23 protein-coding genes are annotated in these 25,695 nt (G+C 31.4%); 1 reads left to right on the plus strand and 22 read right to left on the minus strand.

Features of this window, described 5'->3' with window-relative positions; translation table 11 throughout:
* Positions 1–121: 121 nt before the first annotated feature.
* Positions 122–1,300, plus strand: a complete 1,179-nt coding sequence (locus RT261_RS05815) for an ROK family protein (RefSeq protein ID WP_313130558.1) — start codon at positions 122–124, stop codon at positions 1,298–1,300.
* A gap of 183 nt (positions 1,301–1,483) precedes the next feature.
* On the opposite strand, the gene RT261_RS05820 is transcribed toward RT261_RS05815, so the two are convergent.
* The 22 genes from RT261_RS05820 to RT261_RS05920 form a co-directional block, all read right to left on the minus strand.
* Positions 1,484–2,407 carry a BadF/BadG/BcrA/BcrD ATPase family protein gene (locus RT261_RS05820; protein WP_313130560.1) on the minus strand — a complete coding sequence of 308 codons (924 nt, stop codon included), beginning with the start codon at positions 2,405–2,407 and terminating at the stop codon, positions 1,484–1,486.
* A 68-nt stretch (positions 2,408–2,475) separates the two neighbouring features.
* On the minus strand, positions 2,476–4,002 hold the full coding sequence (gene argH, locus RT261_RS05825) for an argininosuccinate lyase (protein ID WP_313130562.1): 1,527 nt from the start codon (positions 4,000–4,002) through the stop codon (positions 2,476–2,478).
* A 106-nt stretch (positions 4,003–4,108) separates the two neighbouring features.
* Positions 4,109–5,830, minus strand: coding sequence for an ABC transporter permease (locus tag RT261_RS05830; RefSeq protein ID WP_313130564.1), 1,722 nt, complete (start codon positions 5,828–5,830; stop codon positions 4,109–4,111).
* Entirely contained in the window at positions 5,817–6,914 is a 1,098-nt protein-coding gene (locus tag RT261_RS05835) for an ABC transporter ATP-binding protein (protein ID WP_313130567.1), read from the minus strand. Before RT261_RS05835 ends, RT261_RS05830 begins: the two co-directional genes overlap by 14 nt.
* 74 nt (positions 6,915–6,988) lie before the next feature.
* Positions 6,989–8,122: an extracellular solute-binding protein gene (locus RT261_RS05840; protein WP_313130569.1), complete on the minus strand. Its 1,134-nt coding sequence runs from the start codon at positions 8,120–8,122 to the stop codon at positions 6,989–6,991.
* A gap of 465 nt (positions 8,123–8,587) precedes the next feature.
* Positions 8,588–10,906: an FtsX-like permease family protein gene (locus RT261_RS05845; protein WP_313130572.1), complete on the minus strand. Its 2,319-nt coding sequence runs from the start codon at positions 10,904–10,906 to the stop codon at positions 8,588–8,590.
* Between the two features lie 101 nt (positions 10,907–11,007).
* Positions 11,008–11,763, minus strand: coding sequence for an ABC transporter ATP-binding protein (locus tag RT261_RS05850; RefSeq protein ID WP_313130575.1), 756 nt, complete (start codon positions 11,761–11,763; stop codon positions 11,008–11,010).
* Positions 11,764–11,893: 130 nt separating this feature from the next.
* Entirely contained in the window at positions 11,894–12,475 is a 582-nt protein-coding gene (locus tag RT261_RS05855) for a hypothetical protein (protein WP_313130579.1), read from the minus strand.
* Between the two features lie 54 nt (positions 12,476–12,529).
* Complete coding sequence (locus RT261_RS05860) at positions 12,530–12,796, minus strand: hypothetical protein (protein ID WP_313130581.1); 267 nt, start codon at positions 12,794–12,796, stop codon at positions 12,530–12,532.
* A gap of 244 nt (positions 12,797–13,040) precedes the next feature.
* On the minus strand, positions 13,041–13,187 hold the full coding sequence (locus tag RT261_RS05865) for a hypothetical protein (protein WP_313130583.1): 147 nt from the start codon (positions 13,185–13,187) through the stop codon (positions 13,041–13,043).
* 261 nt (positions 13,188–13,448) lie between these two features.
* Complete coding sequence (locus RT261_RS21115) at positions 13,449–13,964, minus strand: lysostaphin resistance A-like protein (protein ID WP_442871763.1); 516 nt, start codon at positions 13,962–13,964, stop codon at positions 13,449–13,451.
* A gap of 339 nt (positions 13,965–14,303) precedes the next feature.
* On the minus strand, positions 14,304–14,978 hold the full coding sequence (locus RT261_RS05870; protein ID WP_313130585.1) for a hypothetical protein: 675 nt from the start codon (positions 14,976–14,978) through the stop codon (positions 14,304–14,306).
* A complete protein-coding gene (locus tag RT261_RS05875) occupies positions 14,975–15,442 on the minus strand; it encodes a M48 family metalloprotease (protein WP_313130899.1) in 468 nt (155 codons plus the stop codon). The genes RT261_RS05870 and RT261_RS05875 overlap by 4 nt, the downstream gene beginning before the upstream one ends.
* A gap of 33 nt (positions 15,443–15,475) precedes the next feature.
* The gene (locus tag RT261_RS05880; RefSeq protein ID WP_313130587.1) at positions 15,476–16,339 is read right to left on the minus strand and encodes a hypothetical protein; all 864 of its coding nucleotides are present in this window, start codon (positions 16,337–16,339) and stop codon (positions 15,476–15,478) included.
* 669 nt (positions 16,340–17,008) lie between these two features.
* Entirely contained in the window at positions 17,009–18,352 is a 1,344-nt protein-coding gene (locus RT261_RS05885) for a hypothetical protein (RefSeq protein WP_313130590.1), read from the minus strand.
* Between the two features lie 10 nt (positions 18,353–18,362).
* The gene (locus RT261_RS05890) at positions 18,363–20,240 is read right to left on the minus strand and encodes an HlyD family efflux transporter periplasmic adaptor subunit (protein ID WP_313130594.1); all 1,878 of its coding nucleotides are present in this window, start codon (positions 20,238–20,240) and stop codon (positions 18,363–18,365) included.
* A gap of 147 nt (positions 20,241–20,387) precedes the next feature.
* The gene (locus RT261_RS05895) at positions 20,388–21,233 is read right to left on the minus strand and encodes a CPBP family intramembrane glutamic endopeptidase (RefSeq protein ID WP_313130596.1); all 846 of its coding nucleotides are present in this window, start codon (positions 21,231–21,233) and stop codon (positions 20,388–20,390) included.
* Between the two features lie 457 nt (positions 21,234–21,690).
* Positions 21,691–21,969, minus strand: a complete 279-nt coding sequence (locus RT261_RS05900) for a hypothetical protein (protein WP_313130598.1) — start codon at positions 21,967–21,969, stop codon at positions 21,691–21,693.
* 548 nt (positions 21,970–22,517) lie between these two features.
* Positions 22,518–24,701 (minus strand): peptidase domain-containing ABC transporter, encoded by a 2,184-nt coding sequence (locus tag RT261_RS05905; protein WP_313130600.1) that lies wholly within the window; start codon positions 24,699–24,701, stop codon positions 22,518–22,520.
* Positions 24,698–24,949, minus strand: a complete 252-nt coding sequence (locus RT261_RS05910; protein WP_313130601.1) for a hypothetical protein — start codon at positions 24,947–24,949, stop codon at positions 24,698–24,700. Before RT261_RS05910 ends, RT261_RS05905 begins: the two co-directional genes overlap by 4 nt.
* An 82-nt stretch (positions 24,950–25,031) precedes the next feature.
* Complete coding sequence (locus RT261_RS05915) at positions 25,032–25,253, minus strand: hypothetical protein (RefSeq protein WP_313130603.1); 222 nt, start codon at positions 25,251–25,253, stop codon at positions 25,032–25,034.
* A 19-nt stretch (positions 25,254–25,272) separates the two neighbouring features.
* Positions 25,273–25,512 carry a Blp family class II bacteriocin gene (locus tag RT261_RS05920; RefSeq protein ID WP_313130605.1) on the minus strand — a complete coding sequence of 80 codons (240 nt, stop codon included), beginning with the start codon at positions 25,510–25,512 and terminating at the stop codon, positions 25,273–25,275.
* Between the last annotated feature and the right edge of the window lie 183 nt (positions 25,513–25,695).

Consider the following 25,695-nt stretch of genomic DNA (forward strand, 5'->3'; position numbering starts at 1 on the left):
CTTCTTTGACTTCTAAATAGAGTTATATTATAATTTTTATTAATAAACTATGAATATTTGTAAGATATATTCCTGTTTTTGATTGCAGAAAATATGCAGAAATCTTGATGAGGAGAACTTTATGTCTGTACTTAAATCCATCGTTCCAAAAGAAATGCGAGATATTAATAGAACAGCTATATTAGAATATGTACGGCAAAATGGCGTAGTATCCCGTTCTGCCATAGCTTCTGATTTAAATCTTAATTTATCTACCATTGTTCGTATCATTGATGAACTAATGGAAGATAAACTTTTGCGCATGTCCGGAGAATTTGAATTTAGCGGTGGACGAAGAAGACCGTTAATTGAAATTGATAATACTCACAATGTTATTATATCCGTAGACATCGGTGGTACCAAGGCATCCGTTGCTCTTTGCGATATATTAGGAAACATTTTAGAAATTAAGACCATTAATAATCATCAATGCAAAGGTAATAATTGTATTAAACTGGTGGAATCCTTAATTGATGACATGTTACCTTTTGTGAAAAATCGAATATTACGTGGAATATCTGTAGGTGTTCCCGGTGTTGTACGAGACAGTAAGATTTTAGCTGCCCCTAGTTTAGGATGGGACAATCTTCCCCTTGGTATATATCTTCAAGATAGATACCCATATCCGGTTCTTGTGGAAAACGATGTTAATTTAGAGGCACTTGGAGAACTTTGGTTTGGTCATGGCCGCCAAAGTGATAACTTAATCTACATTCACATAGGAACCGGCATTGGTATGGGAATCATTCTGGATCGTTGTATTTTGCGGGGTGCTCACAATGGAGCCGGGGAGTTAGGTTATGGGATGTTTGATAGAAACGATTTATTACATAGATATCCGGGTTTTGGTGCTTTGGAATCTACCATTGGAGGTTATGGATTAGGAGAAAGAGCAAAAGAAATATTAAAAAGCGGTCTTAATACAGAAGAGCTGGCCGCTATAACAGCACAGGATGTATTTCGTTATGCTGAGTTAAAGGTTTCCTGGGCAGTGAATATGATAGAGGAATTTATAGATAAATTATCTATGGCATTAGTTAATGTGAATACTCTGTTTGATCCTGATTTAATTGTTCTTGGCGGCGGTGTTATGAAAAGTGGTAACAATTATATGGAACAAATCTTAAATAAAGTCACAGATAAAACACCTAACCCTATTTATATAAAAAGTTCCGGATTAGAAGAGCCGGTAATTTTAGGCGGTTGTGCGGGCATTCAACAGAGAATATTAAAGTATTGTGTGGTAAAAGAGACTTTGTAAAAGATACTTGCTAAGAGACTTGTTGAAAATACTCACTAAAAGACTTGTGAAAAATATTCTCTTGAAAGACTTGTGAAAAATATTTGCTTAAAAGACTTATTGAAGATGCTTATTTAAAACACTTGTTGGAAATACTTGTTGGAAATGTTCTTAAAATATTTTAAAATGCAGGAATAAAGACTTTTAAATCTTTATTCCTGCATTTTTTGCTGCCAGATAAATGGCACCCCATTGCGCTTCTCTCTTTAGTAGAAAAGGGGTTAAGAATGGATACTGGTTAAGAATCCTATCACTTATGGAAGAACATAAACCAGGTGAATTGGTTAGAAAACCACCACCATAGATAACCGGATAGGATTGCTCTGTCATCTGCAATTCCTTTACCAATGTAATTACCATTCTGGCAAGATAAGCAGCTGTCTTATTCATTATCTCTTTCGATACCATGTCTCCTTGCTCACATCCTTGTATAACAAGGGTTGCCAATTTAGCAATTTCACTTTTATTAGCATTATAGATAAAATCAAGAATTTTATCAAAACGTTCTAATTCTAAATGTTTTGTTAACATTTCTGTTAATAAAGTTTTTTCTCCTGAATGATCATAATCTTGCAAAGCAGCTCCAATCCCTTTTCGTGCCACCCAATATCCGGAGCCTTCATCACCTACTAAGTATCCAAAACCACCAACTCTCCATTTTTTACCGCATTCATTTACACCGAACCCAATGGATCCGGTACCGGATATAATGATAATTCCCGGTTTACCCTTTGTTTCTGCAGCTAAAGCGATTTCTGCATCGTTCATAACTTCTATGAAACATGGATAACCTAATTGATCAATCATATCGGTGACCAAATCCACTGCTTCCGGAGTATCTACTCCTGCCGTACCTATACATATGGATATACATTCTTCTTTGGAATAATTGGTTCTGTTATGAAATTCCTGAAACAAATCCACAAAGTTTTTCTGTACGATTTCTAAAGAATTACTCTCTATATTCGTACTTTTACCTATTCCCTGATATATTTCATTGCCATGCAAATCTGTTACCAGTAACCTGGAGTGTGTACCTCCGCCATCGACTCCCATTATATATTTCATTATAACACCTGCCAAAGTATAATTTTCCAGCTATAAAACAACTTGTTATTTCATAACTTCTTATTCGCTTATTCTTCTAATAAGCTGTGAATACGATTTCTTAAATCATTATGTGCATTTACTATTAATTCTTGCTTTTTGGATACCCACTCCTTATGTGAAGCATTGATTTGATTTGCTTCCACCAGCATGTCTTCCATAGCTTCAGGGCCACAGCCCCCTTTTATATTACGAACATTTACGAAGTGTTTCGGATCAATACTTTCTTTTATTTTTGTATAATCCATTTCCCAACCTAAACCTGTCACCTGTTCAAATACGGATTTAACGTGCTCTTCATCCATATCCTGAATGGACATACCTTTCGCCACATACTCCGTTGCTAATTTACTTGCCACACTATGAGCTTTCCGGAATGGTACACCGGTTTCTCTTACCAAAGTATCTGCTAACTCCGTAATAGTAGCAAAGCCATTGTAGGCACGCTGTAACAATACTTCTTTGTTAACCTCAATAGTTGACATAACATTGGAGAATAAAATATACGATTTTGATAAAATCTCACAGGCCATCCAACCATATGGCTGTGCATCATCTTCCGTATCAACAATATCTCCATAAGGTGTATTATGTAACATGGTCAATAAAGTTTGACAATTACCTATGGAAGTAGACAGCAGGGATCTTAAATGCTCAATGGAAACCGGATTTCGTTTCTGAGGCATAATAGAACTTACCTGTACATAAGGGTCCCCGGCCCGTAGAACATTAAATTCCTGTGTTGCCCACAAAAGAAAGTCCTGAACTACTTTTCCTGCATCAATAGCGGCCAACATAACAGCAGTTGCTGTTTCTCCTAAGTAATCTCCGCCACCAATGGCATCATAACTGTTTACAACCATTTCATCGAATCCAAGCAGCTCAACCATTATCTGTCTATCAATTGAAAATCCTGTTGTTGTAATAGCACAGGCTCCCATACTACTTCTATTTACAGTCTTAAATGCATGTTTTAGCCTATCCATATCGCGGCCAAGTATCTGGCAGACTGCAAGTATATAGTGCCCTAACGTTGTAATCTGTGCCTGTTGGGTATGTGTATGGGCTACCATAATGGTATCCTTATGCTCTTCTGCCAGACAAGCAAAGGTCTCTATCAGCTTATGTAAAGATTTCATCGTCTCCAGCAAATATTTTCTCATTACCATTCGATACATGGTAACTCCCATATCATTTCTGCTGCGGGCAAGATGTAAATTTCCCGCAATATCACCGGTAGATTTTAGTAAAGCATCTTCAACTTCAAAAAACAAGTCTTCGTATTCTCCGGTATAATTTCCGTTCCGAAATCGGTCTAATTCCAGTTCTTCTAAGGTTTTGGCAATCTTTTTCGCTTCTCCCTTATCTAATAGTTTTTGTTCATATAGCATAATTAGATGTGCATAGTTTACTTCCATCATGGGATCTAACAATTTGTCTTTTGCATTGTCATATGCAGGTTTTAAAACCAGTTCTGTAAAAGACTTTGCCGGAAACTTATCACCGTCTTCTAGTTCTACTCTTTTCTTCATTTCTTCATAAGAATTAGTTTTCATAAAATACCTTCTTTCTATCAAATTCAATTATACAGGAGCCCTAACTCCTGCTGAAACAGCAGATCTTAACCTCCCCTTATAGAACCGGAGGACTTCTCCGAAAAGGTTAGATTGCAGAGATTTTCGAATCGCCTTTCAGTTTTTCAGAAATAAGTAATAAAACTGTAACTAATACAATTTGTAATACACCATATGCACAGGCTGTTCCAAAATCAAAAGAGTACATTTTTTGATAAATAGCCACCGATATAGGAACACTTCTGGGCGTATACAATAATATGGAGGCTACAAATTCTCCAATTCCTTGTACGAATCCCAAGATGGCTCCAGATGCAATACCGCCTGCTACCATTGGAAGAACCACCTTGCAAAAACTATACCACCAGTTTGCCCCAAGGCCTCTGGCTGCTTCCTCACAGGAAGAATCTGTTTGGGAGAATGCAGCATAGGTGGACCGGTAAATCAATGGCAAATGTCTTACAAAATAGGCTAATGGTATAATCCAAAAGGTTGCTACAATAACTTTGCCAAAGCTAAATAATGAGGGAACATTAAATGCAGCAATCAAACTAATACCCACTACGGTTCCAGGAAGTGCCCAAGGAACCATAATTAATTTATCAATAATTCCTTTTCCTTTAAATTTTACTCTGTTTACTGCATATGCAACCATAACACCAAAGATTACATTACCTGCAGTAGCAATAAAACTCATAATCAAACTATTCTTAATAGGTTTCCAGGTCTTAGCATTAGTAAATAATTCAACGTAATGGCTTATTGTATATTTGGGCGGTAAAACTTGATGGGTCCAAGTACCATCTTTAGAAAAAGAAATTAGTATAATTGTTAAAATAGGTAATAACAAGATAATTACCACTACAATAGATGCTATAATAGCCAATGCCTTTTTAAATTGACTTTTTACTTCTTTTCTATGTACTGCTGCGCCTTTACTTACACTGGCATAATTTCGTTTTCCTTCATACAACCGCATAATGATTAAAAAGGCTACCGAAATAACAGTTAGTATAGTGGATTGGGTAGATGCCATTCTCAAATCTCCATTGGTTCTGGATAATACAATCTGCATAGTCAAAGTTCTATCGATTCCATATATTAACGGGGCTGTGTAAGAAGCCATAGAAATCATAAAAACCAATAATGAGGCAGCTATTAAGGAAGGCGTTAACATGGGTAACGTTACTCTTCGGAAAACCTGCCCTTTGGAAGCGCCTAAATTCAAAGCTGCTTCTTCCAGGGAACTGTCTCTGTTACGTAAAGCCGCTGATATTGGCAAATAAAAATAGGTATACATAGTAAAGGTATGTACTACAATTACTCCTGCTATTCCATTCAGATAAAAAGGAACTTTTTCAAGCCCGAATATTACTTTTAATCCTCTTGGAATAATCCCGGTACTTCCATATAAGAAATCAAAGGAAATAGCTCCGATTAAGGAGGGCAGTGCCATGGGAATCACTGCAAAAGCCTTTAATACTTTTCTTCCGGGAAACTCATAACTTTCTAAAAGAAAAGCCAAACCGGTGCCAACAATACCACAGCTGATTACACTTAAAACAGATATGTATAAACTATTCCAAGTAGCTTGTATATTCGTCATACTGGACAAGCTAAAGAATCTTTTATAAAGCTCCAGGCTGAACTTTCCATTCACATAAAAACTATCGATAAATACACGGTATAATGGATACACAACGTAACCTAATAAGATAAAAAAGATAGGGGCCAAAATAATATATATAAACCAAGGTTTTTCACTAATGGGAAGCTTCGTAACAGAAGAACTATTGTTAACTTTCTTCATAGCTGACCTCCTTATTTAAGAAGTACAAACTATTTACCGGTATATGTACAGACAGGCTTTCACCTTTCTTCTTAAGTACTTCCCCTTGATTTACAATCGCTGCCTTAAGAGTATTTCCTGCTAAATCAAGCTGGTAGTTAGCACTCATTCCCGTAAATTCGGAATGGATTACTTTCGTATCCACTCTATTTATATCCTGATTGTGATAAAGCGCAACACACTCCGGACGTACAGCTACCAAAACTTCTTTTGTTGGTTCTAATTGAATATCCGAAACTGCATTTTCTTTTAACCCTACTAAACTCGTTCCATCTTTTAATTTGATAAAGATCTTATCATTTTCAATCTTCTCTATATGAGCTACAAAAATAGAATATTTCCCAATAAACTCTGCAACAAAACTGTTTTTGGGTTTTGCATACACTTCATAAGGTGTACCAATTTGTTGCATAATACCATTTTTCATTATTAATATACGGTCAGAAATTGCCATTGCTTCTGACTGGTCATGGGTTACATAAATGGTTGTAATCCCCAGTTCCATTTGTAATCTTTTAATTTCACTTCTTGTATCATCTCTTAATTTCGCATCTAAATTAGAGAGAGGTTCATCTAATAGCAGAATTTTAGGTTCTATAACCAAGGCTCTGGCTAATGCCACTCTTTGCTGTTGCCCACCTGATATTTCATGAACTTTTCGATTTTCATAACCGGATAAATGAACTAAATCCAACGCTCTCGCAACACGTTTCTTAATATCCTGCTTATTTAATTTACGGATCTTTAAACCGAAAGCAACGTTTTCACCAATGGTCATATGAGGAAACAACGCATAATTCTGAAAAACCATACCAATATCCCTTTTGTTTGGTGCCAGGGTGGTTACATCTCTTTGATCAAATAGAATCTTTCCTTCACTTGGATAGCTAAATCCTGCTATCATTCGCAATGTAGTAGTCTTTCCGCAACCACTTGGTCCAAGAAATGTAAAGAATTCTCCGCTTTTTATATGAAAATCTGCATCCTGTACCGCTGTAAACTTACCAAATTTTTTGTTCACATGTTCTAATATTACATCAGCCATGGTGTCCTCTCCTTATAAAAAGGAGAAGGGTGGGACTCATTAACCCAAGTGCCCTTCTCCAATATGTATCAGTATTAATTTTTACCTTTTATATTTTCATCCCAGTAAGTCATCCATTCCATTTCTTTTTCAGCAATAACCTGCCAATTCACTTCCATGGCTTTTAAATCTAAATCTTGTATCCATTGAGGAAGCTGTTCTTTGGGTATATTAGCCTGAGCTGGAATCTGGAACATATTCTCTGCTAAATCTAAGCGAATCTTATCATTGAAGATAAATTCATAAAAAGCTTTTGCGCCTTCCAGGTTCTTAGCACCTTTTACAATTGCAACAGCATCTACCAGTATTGGTGCACCACTTTCCGGCATTACATAACCAAAAGGTTGATTATTGGTCATCTTCTGAATCATAATATCCTGTAGGTTCCATAAGGATAAAGAGCCTTCCTGACGAGTCATCTTTAAATAAAGATTGGTAGGATCCTGGGTGTATTCTTTGGTATTGGCATCCAACTTTCTAAGCCATTCATAACCTTTTTCAGGATTGGCTGCATCTTCTTTTACAATCATACAGCTATAGATAGTTCTCATAGTTCCGGAAGGTAAAACATTTCGAATCAATATCTGATCCTTATATTTTGCATCCAATAAATCCTCCCAGTCTTTTGGTACATCCTCACCGGTTAACATATCCGTATTGTACATAATTACTTCTGGAAGAAGAATTTCACCATACCAGCGATCCTGTGCATCTTTATATTCTTCCGGGAAACTGTCTGCAAAACTTGGACGATATACTTCCAGTAAATCTTCTGCTGTGGCAATTTCAAATGCTGCCTGTGTGCCACCCCACCAGAAATCACCCTGTGGATTTTCTTTTTCACCACGAACACGTTCTAAAATCTCTTGAGCACCCATATTCAAGAATTCTACATCATATTCCGGATGTGCTTCCTCAAATAATGGTTCAATATACTCAAGAACTGCACTATCACGGCCTGTGTAAACAGTAACTATTGTTTTTTCCTTCGTTGCCTTTTCTTTTACTTCTTCTCCTGCCCCAGTTTCTTCCTTCTTTTCATTGGTCTGGTTTGAATTTGCATCCGTAGATTTTGTCCCGTCTTCCTTTTTACTGCACCCTACGGTAAAAATTGCTAGTAATGTCATAGTAAATAAGATCATTACTATCTTGTTCCACATTTTCTTCATACTTATCCTCCTTAATGATTATATATTGTATTAATTGTTTAAGATCTAACTTAAATAATTAATTACATGCGAAATGCAAATAACTTGGGAAAATAAAAAGTACGTCATTGTAATGTTGGGATCTTCTTGTGTAGTATGTACTATGTAATGAAAACAGCTTAAGTGGTATAACTTGCAAAACAAATATGCACAAATAAATTCAATATTTTAATTTCTTGTTTATGCACTATGAACTTATTTGCAACTATATAATAACTTTTTATAAATAAACTAAATAACAACCTTTAAATTATCCTTATTATAATAGCATTTTTGCACAATGTCAATACTAAAAATTAATCTTACTTTCAAAGATGCTGATTATAAGTTACTGTCTTAATTGAAAGTATGCGAAGGATGTATTTTAATAAATTATGAGGAAATGAAAAGCCTATCTATACACTTCCTGATAGGCCTTTACATTCTCTATTCTAATGGTTTCATGATTGAATACTTACTTACTTTTCTTATACTTGGATAAAGTAATATACTTAACCCAAACATAAATAGAGTAATTCTCAAAGTTGTACTTGCATCTATAATGATTAGAAATTGATTATAATCTGCGTAAAGCATGCCGCTCACAATCAATGTACCTACTAATATACCTAATACAACTCCTACAAAAAGGTAGATTAATACCTGGATGCTAATAATAATTTGCAACCGTATTACGGATACCCCTTGAACTCTTAGAATCGAATATTCCTGTTTTCTCGAATAAATAATATTTCGCATGGAATTAAACCATCCTATTCCCGCAATTATTATTAAAACACCAATAACTATTTCAAATAAGTAAAACCTATCATTTAGTGTCTTGGTACTCATTTCTTTTGCTTCTTGATAATTTGACCATTTTAATGCCGGATATACAGCTTTTAATTTTGATAGTTCACTTTCCGCTTTATTCCAATCACCATCTATATATATGTTTCTCATGCCCATATGAGGTAAAATAAAATCTTCATTTTTTATATCTATAAATACATCAGAACCCCCCATTTCAGATTTTTGCAATACCGCGCAGACTACAAATTTTTGGGGAGTTGGTTCCTTTAATACTGCTACTTTATTACCAAGCTTATCATATTTGTAAATAACAGGTGTGTTTATGATAATTGTATCACCTACATACTTATTGAAAGTAGTGGCACATTCAGTATTTAATACAATTTGATTTTCTTGTGTTATTTCATTTGGAAGGATGCTCTGCACTTTCATTTGCTCTATATCGGCAATAGAATAATCAATAGATTGTTTCGTATTATTATCTAAGATAATTTCCGTATCAGGTCCATTTGTCAATAATAATGAAGTATTTATTCCATCTATCTGCTTTAATCTCCCATAAATATTTAATGTATCTTCTAATTGTAATTGATAGTTGCCGGTTACAACTATATCTGTTAAGTACTGACTATCAATATATTTGCTGTTATTATTCTGAATAATGCTATTTAAACTAGCTCCGACCATTGAAAATAAAACAATCATCATTATTGTTAATGTTAAATACAGATTTTCTTTCATCTTAGGAACTATAAATTTAATTGCTAAAAACAAGTTTTTACCTAACAGTTTATATAATGGTAATTTAATTTTTTTATCTTTTCTTTTTCTTCCATTCTTACTTACTTCATTCTTTACAAGGGCTTGTAAAGGCAATGACTTTTGATTCTTTAATAAAGAGAAAAAGAGAAATGATAATAACACAATAAAAATGATCAATGTTATAAAAAATGATTTTAAAAATAAAAATGTAATTTCACCCTTTATTAGACTTAAAAATTGATTTAATTTTTGCAATACAATTCTATTTAAAAATATGGTGGCTATATAACCTGTACCACATGCTATACCATTGATAACTATAATTAAAATGAAGAAGATATATTTAATTTGAGAAGTGGTCCCACCTATTGCTCGGATAATTAGCATGTCGTTATTATATTTATACATAAAATTTTGGAATATACTTGTTACAAACAGTCCGGATATTAGTAATACGATTACCGACAATATATTTAAATATATTGAGAATGACTCTACAACATCTTTATACACAGGATCATCTTCTACCATTAATGTTTCTAACTTTCTATCAATGAGTTTTATGACACTAATGGCAGTGGAAGCAGATGAATTTTCTTTCATTTTCACCATTATGAAATTGGCTTTATTCACTGTGCCAGCAACTTTTACTAAGGTATCTTGTGTTAAAATTGCCATAGGAACGCTATTTGCGGAATTAATTTTATCCTCAAAAACCTCACTTATTGTTAACGTATAATTACCGATATTAGTGGTTTCCCCGGCTTTTTTATTCAAACTTTTTGCTAATACCTGGTTAATTACTATTTCTTCATTATTTAAGTCAACGGTATAATTATATCTGCTTTTCATCATATCGCTATCTACAGCTCCAATAACATAAACATTATTGTTCTCAATATTTACTGAATCTTCAAATCTTCCAGAAGCAATTTTAGATACTCCCTTAGCTTTAGCAATGTTTTCAACTGTCTGCTTATCAATGTCACCATAGTTCTCATAATTTACTATCATATCATAATCGCCATATGCTTCGCTTAAAGATTTTTTATAAGAATATTTAGCATTATAAGAAAAGTTGTACATACTAATAATAAATACAACTGCGATAAACACACTAATGAAGCAAGAAAATGTCAGTGTTTTACTCCTTTTCATAAATGCCAGACTTACTTGATATAATTTTTTCATGTATACCCCCTGCCTGTCATACTCACCGATGTGATATTACATAAATACGATAAAGGAATTCCTTCGTGGCAGCCTTTCCAAATAAAACTTCCCAATAGCCTTTAATCTTTCATTTTAATGAGATTTCGAAATATATAAAGAATTTCATCTACATCTTCTTCTTTTCTTTTATTAATATGTTCATCTCTTAGCCTTCCATCATGAAAGAAAATGACACGGTCTGTATAAGAAGCCACCATAGGATCATGGGTTACAATTATAGTACTTTGTCCTAATTCCTGATTCATCTTTTTTAATAGTTCCATAATGTCCATGGCAGTGTTATAATCCAGATTACCTGTTGGTTCATCTGCTAATAATATTTTAGGTTTTGTAATAATAGCTCTTGCTATAGCAACTCTTTGCTGCTGTCCTCCTGATAATTCAAAAGGACGATGATTCTCTCTTCCTTTCAGCCCTGTTAAAGCAATCTTCTCATTTACAAATTCATTGATTTCGGATTCACTATGGTCTGATAGTATTAAAGGAAGTGCAATATTTTCTTTCACAGTTAGATCATTTAGTAAGTTATATTGTTGAAAAACAAATCCTATGTATTGACTTCGTATCTTTGTGGCATAAGGTTCCACACTGAATTGCTTCTCATATTTATTATTGAGGTATATACTGCCTCTATCTGGTTTATCAAGTGCTCCCAGGATATGTAACATGGTACTTTTACCTGAGCCGCTGCTTCCCATTATGGCTAGCATTTCTCCCTTTTTCAGTTGGAAAGAGACATCTTTTAAGGCTGCTACTCTTTCTTCACCATTTTTATAAACTTTGCTAATATTTTCTACGCTTAGAATGTTTTCCATAGAAATCCCCTTTCCTTCGCTGATGCTTCCCGCATAATCACTGAGGAGAGCAGTATGTATATTCCATTTTAAAAGCAGCTTCAAATTCACTTATTAACTCATTGTTCATATGATATTTTTCCTAGGTTTACTAAATAGTCCTCATTTGGGCAGCAAAAGCTTGATATGTGTTTTTAGATAAATTAAATTTGAATTCATCTTCCGTTGTTTTAATTTCCAATTGGTATATATTTAAAGGTAACATATTCAATTTGTAGTTAATAATTTTACTGAATTCAATATACTTATCAAATTTCATAATAAAAATCTTACTGTCATTCATATATAAATTATTTATCTTCGTACTTATAGCTATAAAAGAATACGCTAATGTCAATAGATAAAGCAACATAATAAAATATTCTGGGATATGATATATTAAAGAAATGTTCTTGCCGGTATATAAAATTATAAGAACTACCATTGCGATAATTTTTGTATACTTTGTGAATTTATAAGAATATAGTAATTTACATTTATATACTTTCTTAATAATAAATTCATTAAAGATAAGAGTGATATACAGAGCCAAAAAAATATCTATCAAAATTTCGCCTAATACTATAATAGCAAGTGAAAATTCGCTATACTTTTTATCATTAAATATTTGAAAAAAATTCGCCATGCTAATACAGAATAAAAATAAACTTATACCAAACCATAGTTTTTTCATATATTTTATCTCCCTGATATTAATTATTAGTTGATAATTAATAATATAAAAAATCTAACCATTATTTTTATATCTGTATTCATTAGCAAACCAGCTAATAATAGGTGCCAGTATAGAAATTAAAACAATTGTAATTAGATCTGAACTATTTAATTCTATTTTATTATTTACTAAACCATTTCCTAATAATATCGCAGTAGTGAATAATGCAAATCTAATTATTCCTACTGTAATATATCTTATTTTTCCGACCTTTCTTTTTATTTCCCATTCAGCAATGAATTCTTTATTCTCTAATATAAATTTTTCTCTTATTTTCATTTAAACCACCTCTTATTAATTCATAGACAGGAAAATGAACCGTTTGTTGGTATGCGTTATTTTTTCTATAATTTATCTTCAATTTTTAACAACTAATATTCTCGTGCTGGAAAACCTGCTCTCACCTAGACACCCGCTGTGCCTACACTATTTCCTATAATACACCGTCTCATTAGCTGGTACTAAACCTGCATAAGTTCCAATGATTCCACCTGCCAAACACCTGCGGCTACAGGGAAACGGCTTATTTTTTTCCCTTATTTGCCCATTTCATTAGATTGTCCCATTCATCTTTTACACCAGTACCTCCTGACCAGTAACCTGTTGCAATTAAGAAAGCGTAGATTATTAAAGCTATTCCTTTCTTGATTAATTTCATAATTATATCCATTCCTTTCCTTTCACTCAGGTATGAAATGTAACGAAAAACTTTGTTGGCTGCTGAGTGATATCTTTTATACTTAGTTATAGGAGCTCAGTATACTACAAATAACGTAAAGGTAAGCGGGCAGTTCAGCTTGTTGAATGACAAAATAATCATATCTGTAATCCGCCCTTATGGCTTTAAAAATCCTGTACACAATTTGTACAGAACCGTTCACCAGACTTTTGAACTGGCTTATATCGCTTCTACTAGAGTAACCACTTAAGGTTAATGCTCATTTAATTCAATCTCTTTCGTATCCTTCGTCTTCCATATTATCATAAAAGTAAAAGATATAAATAATAACCCCATAAAAAGATATAGTATTCTTGGTAATTCAAACATTTTTATATCTAAACTTATTCCTAGCAATCCAAATGTATTGCATAGCACATGTATTAAAATACAACAGTAAATATTCAAATTTCTTTTTACCATAACCATTATCATTCCAAACATAAGGAAGAATAGAAATAAATCAATGTTCATATGTAAAATAGAAAAGATTAATGATTGTATAAAGTTCGCTATAATGAAAGAATATTTATCACTTAACTTCTTCATTATAAACCCTCTAAATATTATTTCTTCTGAAATTGGGGCAACAATAGCAATGCTAAAATAGTCTATTGATTTTAGTTCAAAAACTTGCTCATAGTTTGGGATAAAATACATTATAAATCCTGTCTCTGCTATATTATAACTTATAAAAATTAGAAACGAAGTTAGCCCCATTACAAGCATTCTTTTTATCGAGATCGAGTTTTTTGGCAAATTGTATTTATAATATAATCTAAATAGAAATATAATTTGCAACAAATATATTGCAAAAACAACAATACTTATAATATTGGAATAAAAATATTTAATAAGTATTGTTGCTATAACCTGACAATAAAAATAGATAAAAAAAGATTTCCGTATAGTTTTTATTTTTAATCATATCCTTTCAAAATAATTGTCTCATCTATTATTATCCATCACCGCTTTTCATGCGAATTTTTCTTATTTCAGGATGAGTTCCCTGTGGTTCAAAATTACGAAGCTATTTTGCATTTACCTACTTTTTCATTATGTTATAAACTATTTATAAACTCCATAATCTTTATTTGCCTTTGGGATTTTCTTTTTAAGGGCAAAAACAAATATAATCGAAACGACTATATTTGTAATTAAAATACTAAAAACCAAATAAACGCCGATCAAATTATATAATACATCCCACATGAGAATTGATATTAGACTAGCAACTAATATCACAATTAACAATATTTGTAATACTCTATTTCGTTTTACTCTTTTAGTCTGTTCGTCTGATTTTTCTTCCGTTAAATTATCATCATAGAATATTTTTATATTTTTATTACTTAGTGTTTCAATAAATTTTTCCTCATTATGTATTGAATAAATAAATCCTTTGCCATCTGATTTATAAGGTATAATTTTAATTTTATTCTTTGATAAAGTTGTTAATCCCATTCCATTTTCAGTTAACTTAATACACTCTATTTCATTAAACGGTAATGTTTGAAAAGTAATGCCAAAAACCTTAAAATGTATTTTCTCTTGATAAATACTAAAACCACTTGTCCTAATAAATGCAAACATTAATAGAAAATAAACTGTAAATGTAAATGCTGCTAATCGCATGCTCCAATATTGTCTATTGATAATAAATGTTGTTATATTAGATGCAAAAATAGGCGCAAATAAATATATAAATCCATTTTTTGATACTTTTAAATTAAATTTCATCATATTATGACTCCTAAATAACTTAATGCAGATACTAAATCTTCTCTATTACATCCTGCTGAAACCGCATATTTGTCAGCATTAAATTCCACGTATTTTTTTATCCATCCAACACATAAAAATATAATAACACCAATTACGATAATATAATGGTGCCTATTACCATACAAAACAAAATGTAGTCCCATTGCTGAAAACAATACTCCAAAACATTGAATAAAAAGAATACCTTGTTGCGATATACTATGTAAATGTCCTAATTCATGGTAATAAACTGCTTCTTTTTCTTTATCACTTAATTCTTGCATTACTCTTTCTTCTATTATTATGCAAGTTTCTTTTCCTTGAATTAATGCCACATTATGGCTTCCCATTTCCTCATATTTAATAGCATATATACCTACTCCCTTTGTTTCACCAATCTTTTTTAGTTCATTAGCGTTTTGTGGTAAAATGATATACCTCATATTTTTCACATCATTTCTATATATTAATTATAACTATTCATACACACTTATTTTCCCTGCTGCATTGACTGTTGCATTTAAATTACAAATGCCATTTACGACACATTTAATACTTTTTTTATCTTTTTCTTTATATTCAACATTATTTCCGCTTAAGTCCAAGGTGATACTCCCTGTATCTGTCTTAACAAATATATCTGCTTTTACTTCTAGACCTTTTCTAATTTCTAAAGATATTGCTCCCGTATCAGTACTAACAGAACAATCACCTTCAAAAATACAATCTTTTACCTCAATACTTCCAGTATCTGTTTTCGCCTTAATATTTCCCTCTAATCCTAATAATTTTATTCCTCCACAGTCCGTCTCAACAATGTAAAATACAAAACTTCGTGGGAGAAAAATTGCTAAACTAATGCTGAAATTTACATTTTCTACATTTTCACTAACCCAATCCCACAAATCTGTATTATTATCCTCTTTACTAACCGCTGCAACTAGACATTCATTATCTTTAGTCGTGATAATGACATCTACATTTTTTTCAATCTTATCTACATCATCTTGATTATAAAATTCTATAAAACATGTTGCTTCAACCTCAATATTCTCACCTTTATTATACCCCACAATAACATCGCCAACATTGTGATTCACTACAAATGAAGAAAAATCACTTATATTATCAAAAGAGTAATTCTTTGTTATACTTTGTGATTGTCTTCTATTATTAGATTTTCCTCTCATAGGGTTTTTATCTCCTACATCTACATCTCCCACTTCTATGTCTCCTACATCTAAATTGGCATTAGAATTCACAACAAAGTAAAACACTATCACAAGAAGTACAATTATCGCTCCAGCACATATCCCAATAAATACTTTACCTCTCTTCATCGTAATCCTCCATTTTCTTTCTAATCCTGCAGCTCAAATATTAACCATAAAATAACTGTCTTAATTCTTTTTATTCAATTGTTTATTAATACTATTCATCAAATGGTTAGTATACCAAAATATTTTCTTTCTTTAAACTACATAGATATTTACAAAGTATTTATAAGGTTGATTTGTTAGCGCCAATCATATACACTGGTCCTAACGTATAGATATGATATATGTTTTCTAATCTCTTCAATCCACTCTGCGAACTTATATGTTGTATTACTTTCCGGAATTATTCTACCCAATACATTATCTGGCAGTTCCGATATTTTAATTTTTCCATTTCAATATATTTCTTAGATAGCTCCTCTACTCCGGTATCCTAAACATACTAACCAATCGCCTAACTTATCTTTAAATTATAAGGGAAGCTCCTCATAATCACAAATTGCTATACGCATAATAACCAAACCCCCTCTGTTTATTTGTCAAAATAAGTATACCGCATTATTGTACTTTTGGCAATTTATACATAATCATTAACTAAGGCTTCAGCTTATTAACTTTCTCTATCTCAACTATGCTGCAAATAATGGTATTGAAATCAACAACTACGATTGTATCAATCCTCATCCAGTTTATTTCAAGGTGCATAGCTAAAATCTATATGCGAAGTTTGTATTATATACTTTTATAAATTCCACATTCAATAATATTCTCCCACATCACTATTTCTAAGTAGCTTTGGTAATAATCCACCTTCGCTTTATCTTTTTCATACGCTGCTTGTTGCAGTTCTAACTCTGTAGCTTTTTTGTAATTCTTTTTTATTTTAACAATATTATATTTATCATTTTTATTTTGCAATTCTAATTTTGCTGCTTCCATTACATCAAATGCATTATGGTATGATAATATAGCTTCTTCAACATAAGCACTTATGCTATTCTTCAATTCTTGGGCTTGCAGACTATAATCTTTTATTTGAAGCTCAATTTGTCGATATACATCTGACGCTAAATTTAAATTATTCGTTAAATAATTTCGATAACTATTCTCGAAATTTATCAATTGCATGTAATTAGTGTTTTTTTCGAGAAAATTATAGAAAATCTGATCTATATTATAATTTTTCTCATATATAGGAAGTTCAAAGATTAATGTAGCATACTTACTAATCTTTGCTTCATTTTCAATATATTTCTTAATCATATAAAAATTGTTTTCTTGCTTTTTTAATAAATTTCTATTTTTTAAACTTTCTAACTTTATTTCATTAATTTTTACCCCTGTAGATAAACCATATTCATTTTTTATAAGTTCTGTTTTATATTGTAAATCTAAATATGTTTGGTATGAATTATAATAATGAATTTGCTCATTTGATAAAATCATATTAATACATTTTTTTAAGAACTCATGTTTTAGTAAGTTTTGAGATTGATTAACAAGAGCAGTCTGATATGTTTGATAAAAAGAAGAAATGTCTTCTTGCAATTTTGCATCTGCTACACTGCTTTGAAGAGTATTAATATTTTTTTCAAATTGAATTAGTTCTTCATCTATTGCTGCTATTTGCTTATCAATTTCACCTAAAATAATTGTTATATCTTCTATTTCACTATATGAATTCATTAAATTATTATCTTGTCCATTTTCAACATTTTTTGATGACACTAATTTGTTTTTATATTCATTCAATTCGGTTTTAACTGCATTTAATTCGGATATTCTTTGAAGAGAGTAAAGGTACTGGTTATTTAGGTTATTATAATTATCAGTTATGAGATTAGCTTTTAAAGCCTCAATTTGATACGTAATAGTACTTCTTAGGTAAGAGATACTATTTATTTCATAGTAATTTTTTAATTCATCATAAGTATATTTATTATTGGTGCCTCCTATTATATAAGTAATTTGTTCAGCATTAATATATTCAAAATGATTTAAGCTAAATAAAATACTTATCACTATACTAATTACAACTCTTCTTGTTTTATCATATATGTATTTTTTCTTGGTCATGTTGCCCCCACTAATCAAACCATAAGTCAATTTTTTCAAGTAGATAGAATAGAATCCTTTTATTCTCAGTAATTATCTGGGCCTGACAGGACATTCCTGCCTTAAGTTGTGCCTTTTCACCTTTAGAATTATATAAAGTATTATTATCTAGTTTTGCTTCCACTAAGTAATATCCTACAGAATTTGCAGAATCTACTTTTATATCTTTTGATATTTTTGCTATATCGCCAGTAAGATATCCATATTCACTATTTGGCAAAGCATAAATATTGAATTTGATTTTCATACCTTCTTTTAGTTTACCTATGTCAGCATTACTTACATAAATATTCACTTTATATTCACTGCTATCATCCGGAATAATTGTTAAAACCTCTGTTCCAGCAGGTAAAAAATCCCCTTCAACTAATTCCACTGCTGTATTAACAATACCAGATTTAGTGGCCTTAACTATTGCATTATCTATCTGTGTATTAAGTTTATCTATATTAGCTTCAATTTCTGCTTTTTTATCAACTAAAGAATTAATACTATTAATGGTGGTTCTAAGTTCATTATTCCGATACTCAATAATATTCATGGGTTGATCTTTATCTAACTGTAAGTTTCGATTTTTATCTTCTTGAAGTTCAAGCTTGTCTTTATTAAACTGTAGTGAAGTTATATTATCATTAAGAGCTAATATTGCAGCTTCTAATTCTACAATATATTGCAATTTAAAATTATCTAAAGCCGCTTTTTTATTCTTTTCATTTTCTTCTAATAATTCTTCCTTACTTTGTGTATTATCTTTTGCCAATTTAATTTCATTAACATTCTTTTTTACATCAGTAATATTAGTAGCAATACTTGAAAGATAACTTATCTTGTACTCCTTGATTGCCCTCTCTGCCTCTTCCATTGCAGTCATAGATTGCTGAACTTCCCATTCTGTTACAGCTAAACCTTCTAAGGCCTTGTTAATGGAATGATTTTCTTTTGCTTGCTCATAAGCTATAATAAGCTCATTACGTTTACTGTCATATTCTTCATATTGCAGGCTATAACTACTGGTCGATGTAAATAAATTCTTATCTGCCTCTATACTAGAATATAATAAATTAAGCCCTTTTAATAATCTCTCATAATGCTCATATGAGTTGACTAATCCTTCTTCTGCTGTAGATAAATCAATCTCTGATTTTGTTGAATTATATTGATTTTCAAGAGTTTGATAGTCACTTACGTATTTTAAGTAACGATTTAAATAATCTCGCTCTCCTTCTACTTTTGTAAAAAGATTCTTATTTTGCTCAATTGAGTTTTTTAATTTCTTTGAAAGTCTTAGACTATTATTTAGAGTTAACAATTGTTCTGAAGTAGATTGTAAATTTAAATTCATTTCTTTACTTCCATATTCATACTCATTTTTTAACATTTGATAATTGATATAATAGCCTTCAAACTTTAAATAATATTCTTCTTCATCAATACTATTAGTAAAATAATTAATTCCATCTTCTACAGAATTTTTATATATATGAAGCAATTTTAACGAATTTTCTGCATCAGTATGCTGATTTTCATAAAATTCTAATTCTTTTTTAACGTTTTCATGCTCAATAGTAAAAAGTAACTCATTCTCTTTTACGTATGTACCATCTTCATAATGAACCGATTCTATAGTTCCTCCAAATGTACCCGATATTGATGCAACCTTATCATTTGGCCGTATCATTCCTTCTGATTTCACAACAATATCAATATGTCCAAAGTACATCCAGATAAATGCTACTATTATAAACAATAAAATTAAATAAATAAACATCGTTATAAAAACATTTGGTTTTGACTCATAAAACTCTCTGCTATCTGATAATTCGTTAATATCTATAAGAATTGGTTTCATTGTATTCTCCTTGATGATATATTATAGACTTCTGGCAAATACTTAGCTCATTGATTTTAAAGGATTTTTCTATATAATTTTTCCCTCACTCATGGTAAAATAGACAAAAACTCTCCCTCAAGAACGGAAGAGTAAAATTTACCATCATCATATCTCTTGCTTTTTTATTATTCTCATCACAATTAGCAACAAGACTAATCCAATTACACAAGAAATAATATACTTTGTAGTAGAAGGATAAAGACCCCTTAAAAGGAAACCACTTAAATTGAAATTAAGAAAGCTATGCAAAACAATTGATGCCATAACTGTTTTATATTTAAAAGCAATGTATCCTAATAATAGTCCAGCTATAAATGCACAAGTTCCTTGTATAATATTCATATGATATATTCCAAACAATATAGATTGTAAAATATTAGCTCCTATAAATGTAAGCTCATTACAAGCTTTTTTTAATATTACTCCTCTAAAAATTAATTCTTCTGAAATTGGAGCAATCAATGTTAAATATAGCAAAGTAACAATCTGATTCCCGCTATATAATTTATTCATCATATTAATATAATTTTGTGATGCATTATGAAATCCGTATATAACTAAATTTAAGGCACCTATTTCAAGTAATCCGTACCCAAAGCTCAAAATTAACAATAAACTAATATTCTTTAAAGATAATATACTGAATATTTTACTATTTACATTTTGGGGATAATATTTTCGTATCCATTGATAAAAGACTATTATGCATATAATTGCAGATAATATACTTAATATTTTAATTAAATATAAATTTTCTATTATGGTCATTTTATCCAAGATTATATTAAAATCAACACTTCCACCTTTTATAAACTCCCACCTTGATAATAGTAAAAATATTAAATAAACTATACTATATATAAGACCGCATATTATACCAGTTCCAATTTGTATACCAATAGCAAGGAAGAAAGGCACTATAATTGATAAGTATTTATGAAACTTGCGCATTGCTGTTTTCCTCTTTTTGTTGTTATCCTATATTAATTATTTTATAAAAGAGTCAAGACCACCAGCTAAGCGGTGGCTTGCTCTACCCCTATAAGGAGCTTTTCCTGTTCGGAAGCGCCTGAGGATTTACCAACCGTATTTTATCAGGATAGTCCAATGCTTTCTTTATAATCTTATTACTCTGACAAGTGCTTCAAGGCTTTCAAATATAGCTTTCTTTACTAACGGTTAAAATACCCGCTTAGCGATCCCAAGAAAGTCTTTTCTTGGGATAACACACGCATTGAACCTTTTTAAACATACAATGCCTTTTATAATACGATCAGCATACTTATTAATTGTAAAAACATGTAATCTGATGATTTTGAAAAACTAAACTAAAAAATTAAATCATTTAGAAATTTAATAACTTTCTCATTTTAAATTGCACTAAATTTTTATAGAGGATCATATTACTTTAAAATGCTCTTGTCCCACCACTATGGGAATATCCACTACTAGATATGTCACCTGCACCACTACTTCTACTAAAAAAGTTATTAAATACATTTTTAGCACCGGCACTTATTGCGTCACTAACGTATTCTGAACCAGTTTTGCCTGTAGTTGCATCTAAGATTCCATCTGCAACCCACCCTGCAACAATACCAATGCCAACACCAACTGCAAAACCCACCCCACCTTCAACATTCATAATCTGGTCTTGAGTCATAACATCAAATTCTAATTGTTCCATTTTTAAAATCTCCTTATCTTAATATATTATAGAAACAAGCTTCTACTTTGAAGTAAGGTACCTAAGAAACTCGTTAATATCTTTGGAATTTATGAAAATATGTTTAATATACTTGATATTATAAAATAAATTATTATTCCAATAATGATACCTAATATTAAATAGTTTTTATTATTTATTTTTTTCATATAATTCTCCTTATTTACTAATTCTTTTCTCAGAATCTCTAAGCTTATGTTTATAGTACCTTTTTCAATTAGTCTTCTTTTGTATATACTTTTGTTTCAACCTGTCTTATCCAAAGATTATAATATTTTCCTCTTTCATAAAAAACAACCTATGTATATTTTATTTTATACTTAGATTGTTTTCAATATTTCCCCGATGAACGTTAAGATTTTCCCGATAAACGTCATATGTATTCAATTACTGATATGTCATAAAACAAAACTTTGACAACAAAATAATCACCATCGCACTCTTTAGCTTGCAGATTGCAATCCGATTTGTATTATAATATTTTTCATATACAGTAAATTCATATAGTTCTATTCCACCTGTTGCTTCCAAAGCTTCGAATATTGTCCATTAATGTTAATCAACTCCTCATGGTTACCCGCTTCAATAATTCTCCCTTTTTCCAAAACATAAATCATATCACATCTCCTTATGGTACTTAACCTATGTGCAATAATAATTGTAGTCATTCCCTTACTAAATTTCTCAATAGTATCCTCAATTGCTTTTTCTGTAATAGAATCCAGATTACTTGTAGCCTCATCCAGAATTAAAATATCCGGTTTCTTAAGAATAGCTCTTGCTATTGCAAGTCTTTGCCTTTGACCTCCTGATAGATTTGTTCCATTTTCTTCCAATCTAGTTTCATACCGTAGTGGAAGTTCATTAATAAATTCATGGGCTTGGGCTTTTTTTGATGCTTCAATCACCTCTTCTATGGTTACATCATCTAAACCAAGTGTTAAATTTTCCATAATACTTCCACTAAAAAGAAATGTCTCCTGTGGTATGTATGCAATCTTTTCACGTAGAGTCTCTAATTTAATATCCTTTATGTTATTATTATTAATTAATATATCTCCATTTTCAGGGCTGTAGAGATTTAACAGCAATTTAGATAACGTTGTTTTCCCTGAACCACTCTCTCCAACAAGAGCAATTCTTTCCCCTTGCTTTATATTCATATTTATATGTTCAAGAACCGGTTTCCTTGTACCATATCTAAAATTAACATCTTTTATTATAATATTTCCTCTTAAACTATCAGGTGCTAACTTCTTTTCCTCATTAGATAATCTTTCGGGTTCTAAATCAAGAATTTCACCTAATCTATCTGCCGCAACTATGGCAGTTTGCATTTGTGGCTGTAAATTAATTAAATTCTTTACAGGTTCCAGAAAATATGCCAAAAGTGAATTAAATGTAATTAATTGACCAATTGATAATTCCCCTTTTATCACGTTATAAGCACCAACCCATAAAATAACAATTCCACCTGTCAGTTCCACAAAAGCTACTAGCGAACCCTGTAAATTACTGACCCAACTTAAATTAAACACACTTCTTAATAATCTTATAAATTTAGTTTCTGTTTCCAGATTAACTTTTCTTTCTGCATTATATGCTTTTACCGTTTGAATACCATTTAAGGATTCCACCATATAGGAGGTTAATTGCGCATTATTCTCCATCTGAGTTTGATTTAACTTCTTATACCACTTATTAAAACTAACTACTATTATAAAATATAGAATTACAATTATAATTGTAACACCAAACATATATGGATTTTGAAAATATAGAATGATTCCACCTGCAACAACCATAACCGTATCAATCATAATAGTCAGGGTAGCCCCTGAAATAGCATCTCTTACTTTTGACGCATCGTTAAATCTTGATATTATTTCACCAACTTTACGTGTACCAAAAAAATTCATAGGCAATTCGATTACATGTCTATAATATCCTAGCAATAATGCTATATCTAATCTTTGACTTAAATATAAAAGTAAATGTGAACGAAATGCAGATAAGATTACTTTGAATAAATGTAAGAATATAACTCCTATAGATAAGACATGTAGTGTCTTTTCTAATCCTGATGATAAAATATCATCAATTAATACTTTATAATAAAAAGATCCCAGTATTCCAAAAATCGTAATTAATATAGATGCTACAAAAACATGTAAGATTAACCTTTTTTGTGGAAGTAATAAATGAAAGAATCTTTGAAATATTCCTTTTGTATCATCACCTTTTTTAAAAGTTTGGTTAGGCACTACGAGTATTAGTACACCCGTCCACTGATAAGATGGAGGCTTCCCTTTTTCAATTTTCTCACCAAATAATTCTTCTGGAGAAAATTTAATAATACCTTTCCCCGGATCTGCAATAATAACCTGCTTCTTTGTAATTTTGTGTATTACCACGTAGTGAAGTAATCCTCCATCAACTACTACATGCGCAATACAAGGAAGTGGAAATTCAGAAAAGAACGCATTCTTATCTCCTTTTACCCCTTTTGCAGTAAATCCCAACTGTTCCGCTGCTTTAATGACTCCATGGGCATTAGTCCCTTGTTTATCAGTACCTGCTACTTCACGTATTCTTGTTATGGATGTTTTATAACCATACTGCTTTGTGATTGTTGCAAGGCAAGCAGCGCCACAGTCAGTGATATCATGTTGTTTTATACAATAGTATTTCACCGTTTACTCCTTCTATAGTGAGATTCATTGATTCTCCAAGATAGAATAGGTGTAATTATTGTTATCACAATATATACGATGGCAGTCATTATATAATTTTCATCTATACTTAGAAAAAAATTAATTATATATATCAGCAACATCATTACTCCAAACGATGCCATTTTGGTACGAAAATAATAACGAAAACCTTTTTTACGAATACTTTCCCAGCATTCTCTATTCTCTTCTTTCAATTTCTTATTCATATAATTTATCCTCCTTAGAATACATGTGAATACTATTTTTATAATAGTCACATGCATCACCTTCAATTATACATCTGAGAAATTATGGCACAGGAGCCAATACACTAACAGCAGCCACAGCTGTTGAGCATGCTACCACACTCTGCTTGATATACTTGGTATCCCCTGTTACAGCAGCAGGAATTAATCCTACAAATGTTCCTATCATAGCGCCAGCCATTCCTCCTGCAATACCGGATATTACGCCACCACCGTTAATGTTTTCCTGTTCTTCTACTGTACTTATCTCTTCAAAATAACCCATAATCATCCTCCCTATCTCACTACTTCATAAAATAATCCCAAGCAACATTTACGACTCCGCCTACTGCTGCACCAGCAAGTATTCCTACAGGATTACTTGTAACTGCTCCAACTTTTGCTCCTACTACTGCTCCTGATGCAGCCGCAGTGACTGCCTTACACGCACCATTCCATGCATCTTCAAAGAACCCACCACCATCTACCAAGTCCATTTCCTGTTGTGATAACATACAAAATCCATTATTTAAAACCATTTCCATAGTTTTAACCTCCTATAATTATTTTATGTATAACAGTTTCGCGCGCGATAAATATATAAGAAACTGATAAACATCATACGTTATAAAATACTAAGATTTAAACCGACATAAACATCCTTTCTTGCTTGTTAATTGTTAAGCAACATTTTACCATCTCTTAATTCTTTCGTTTTACATCAGGTT

Source organism: Anaerocolumna sp., assembly GCF_032079385.1.
In the GTDB taxonomy this organism is placed as follows: Bacteria; Bacillota; Clostridia; order Lachnospirales; family Lachnospiraceae; genus Anaerocolumna.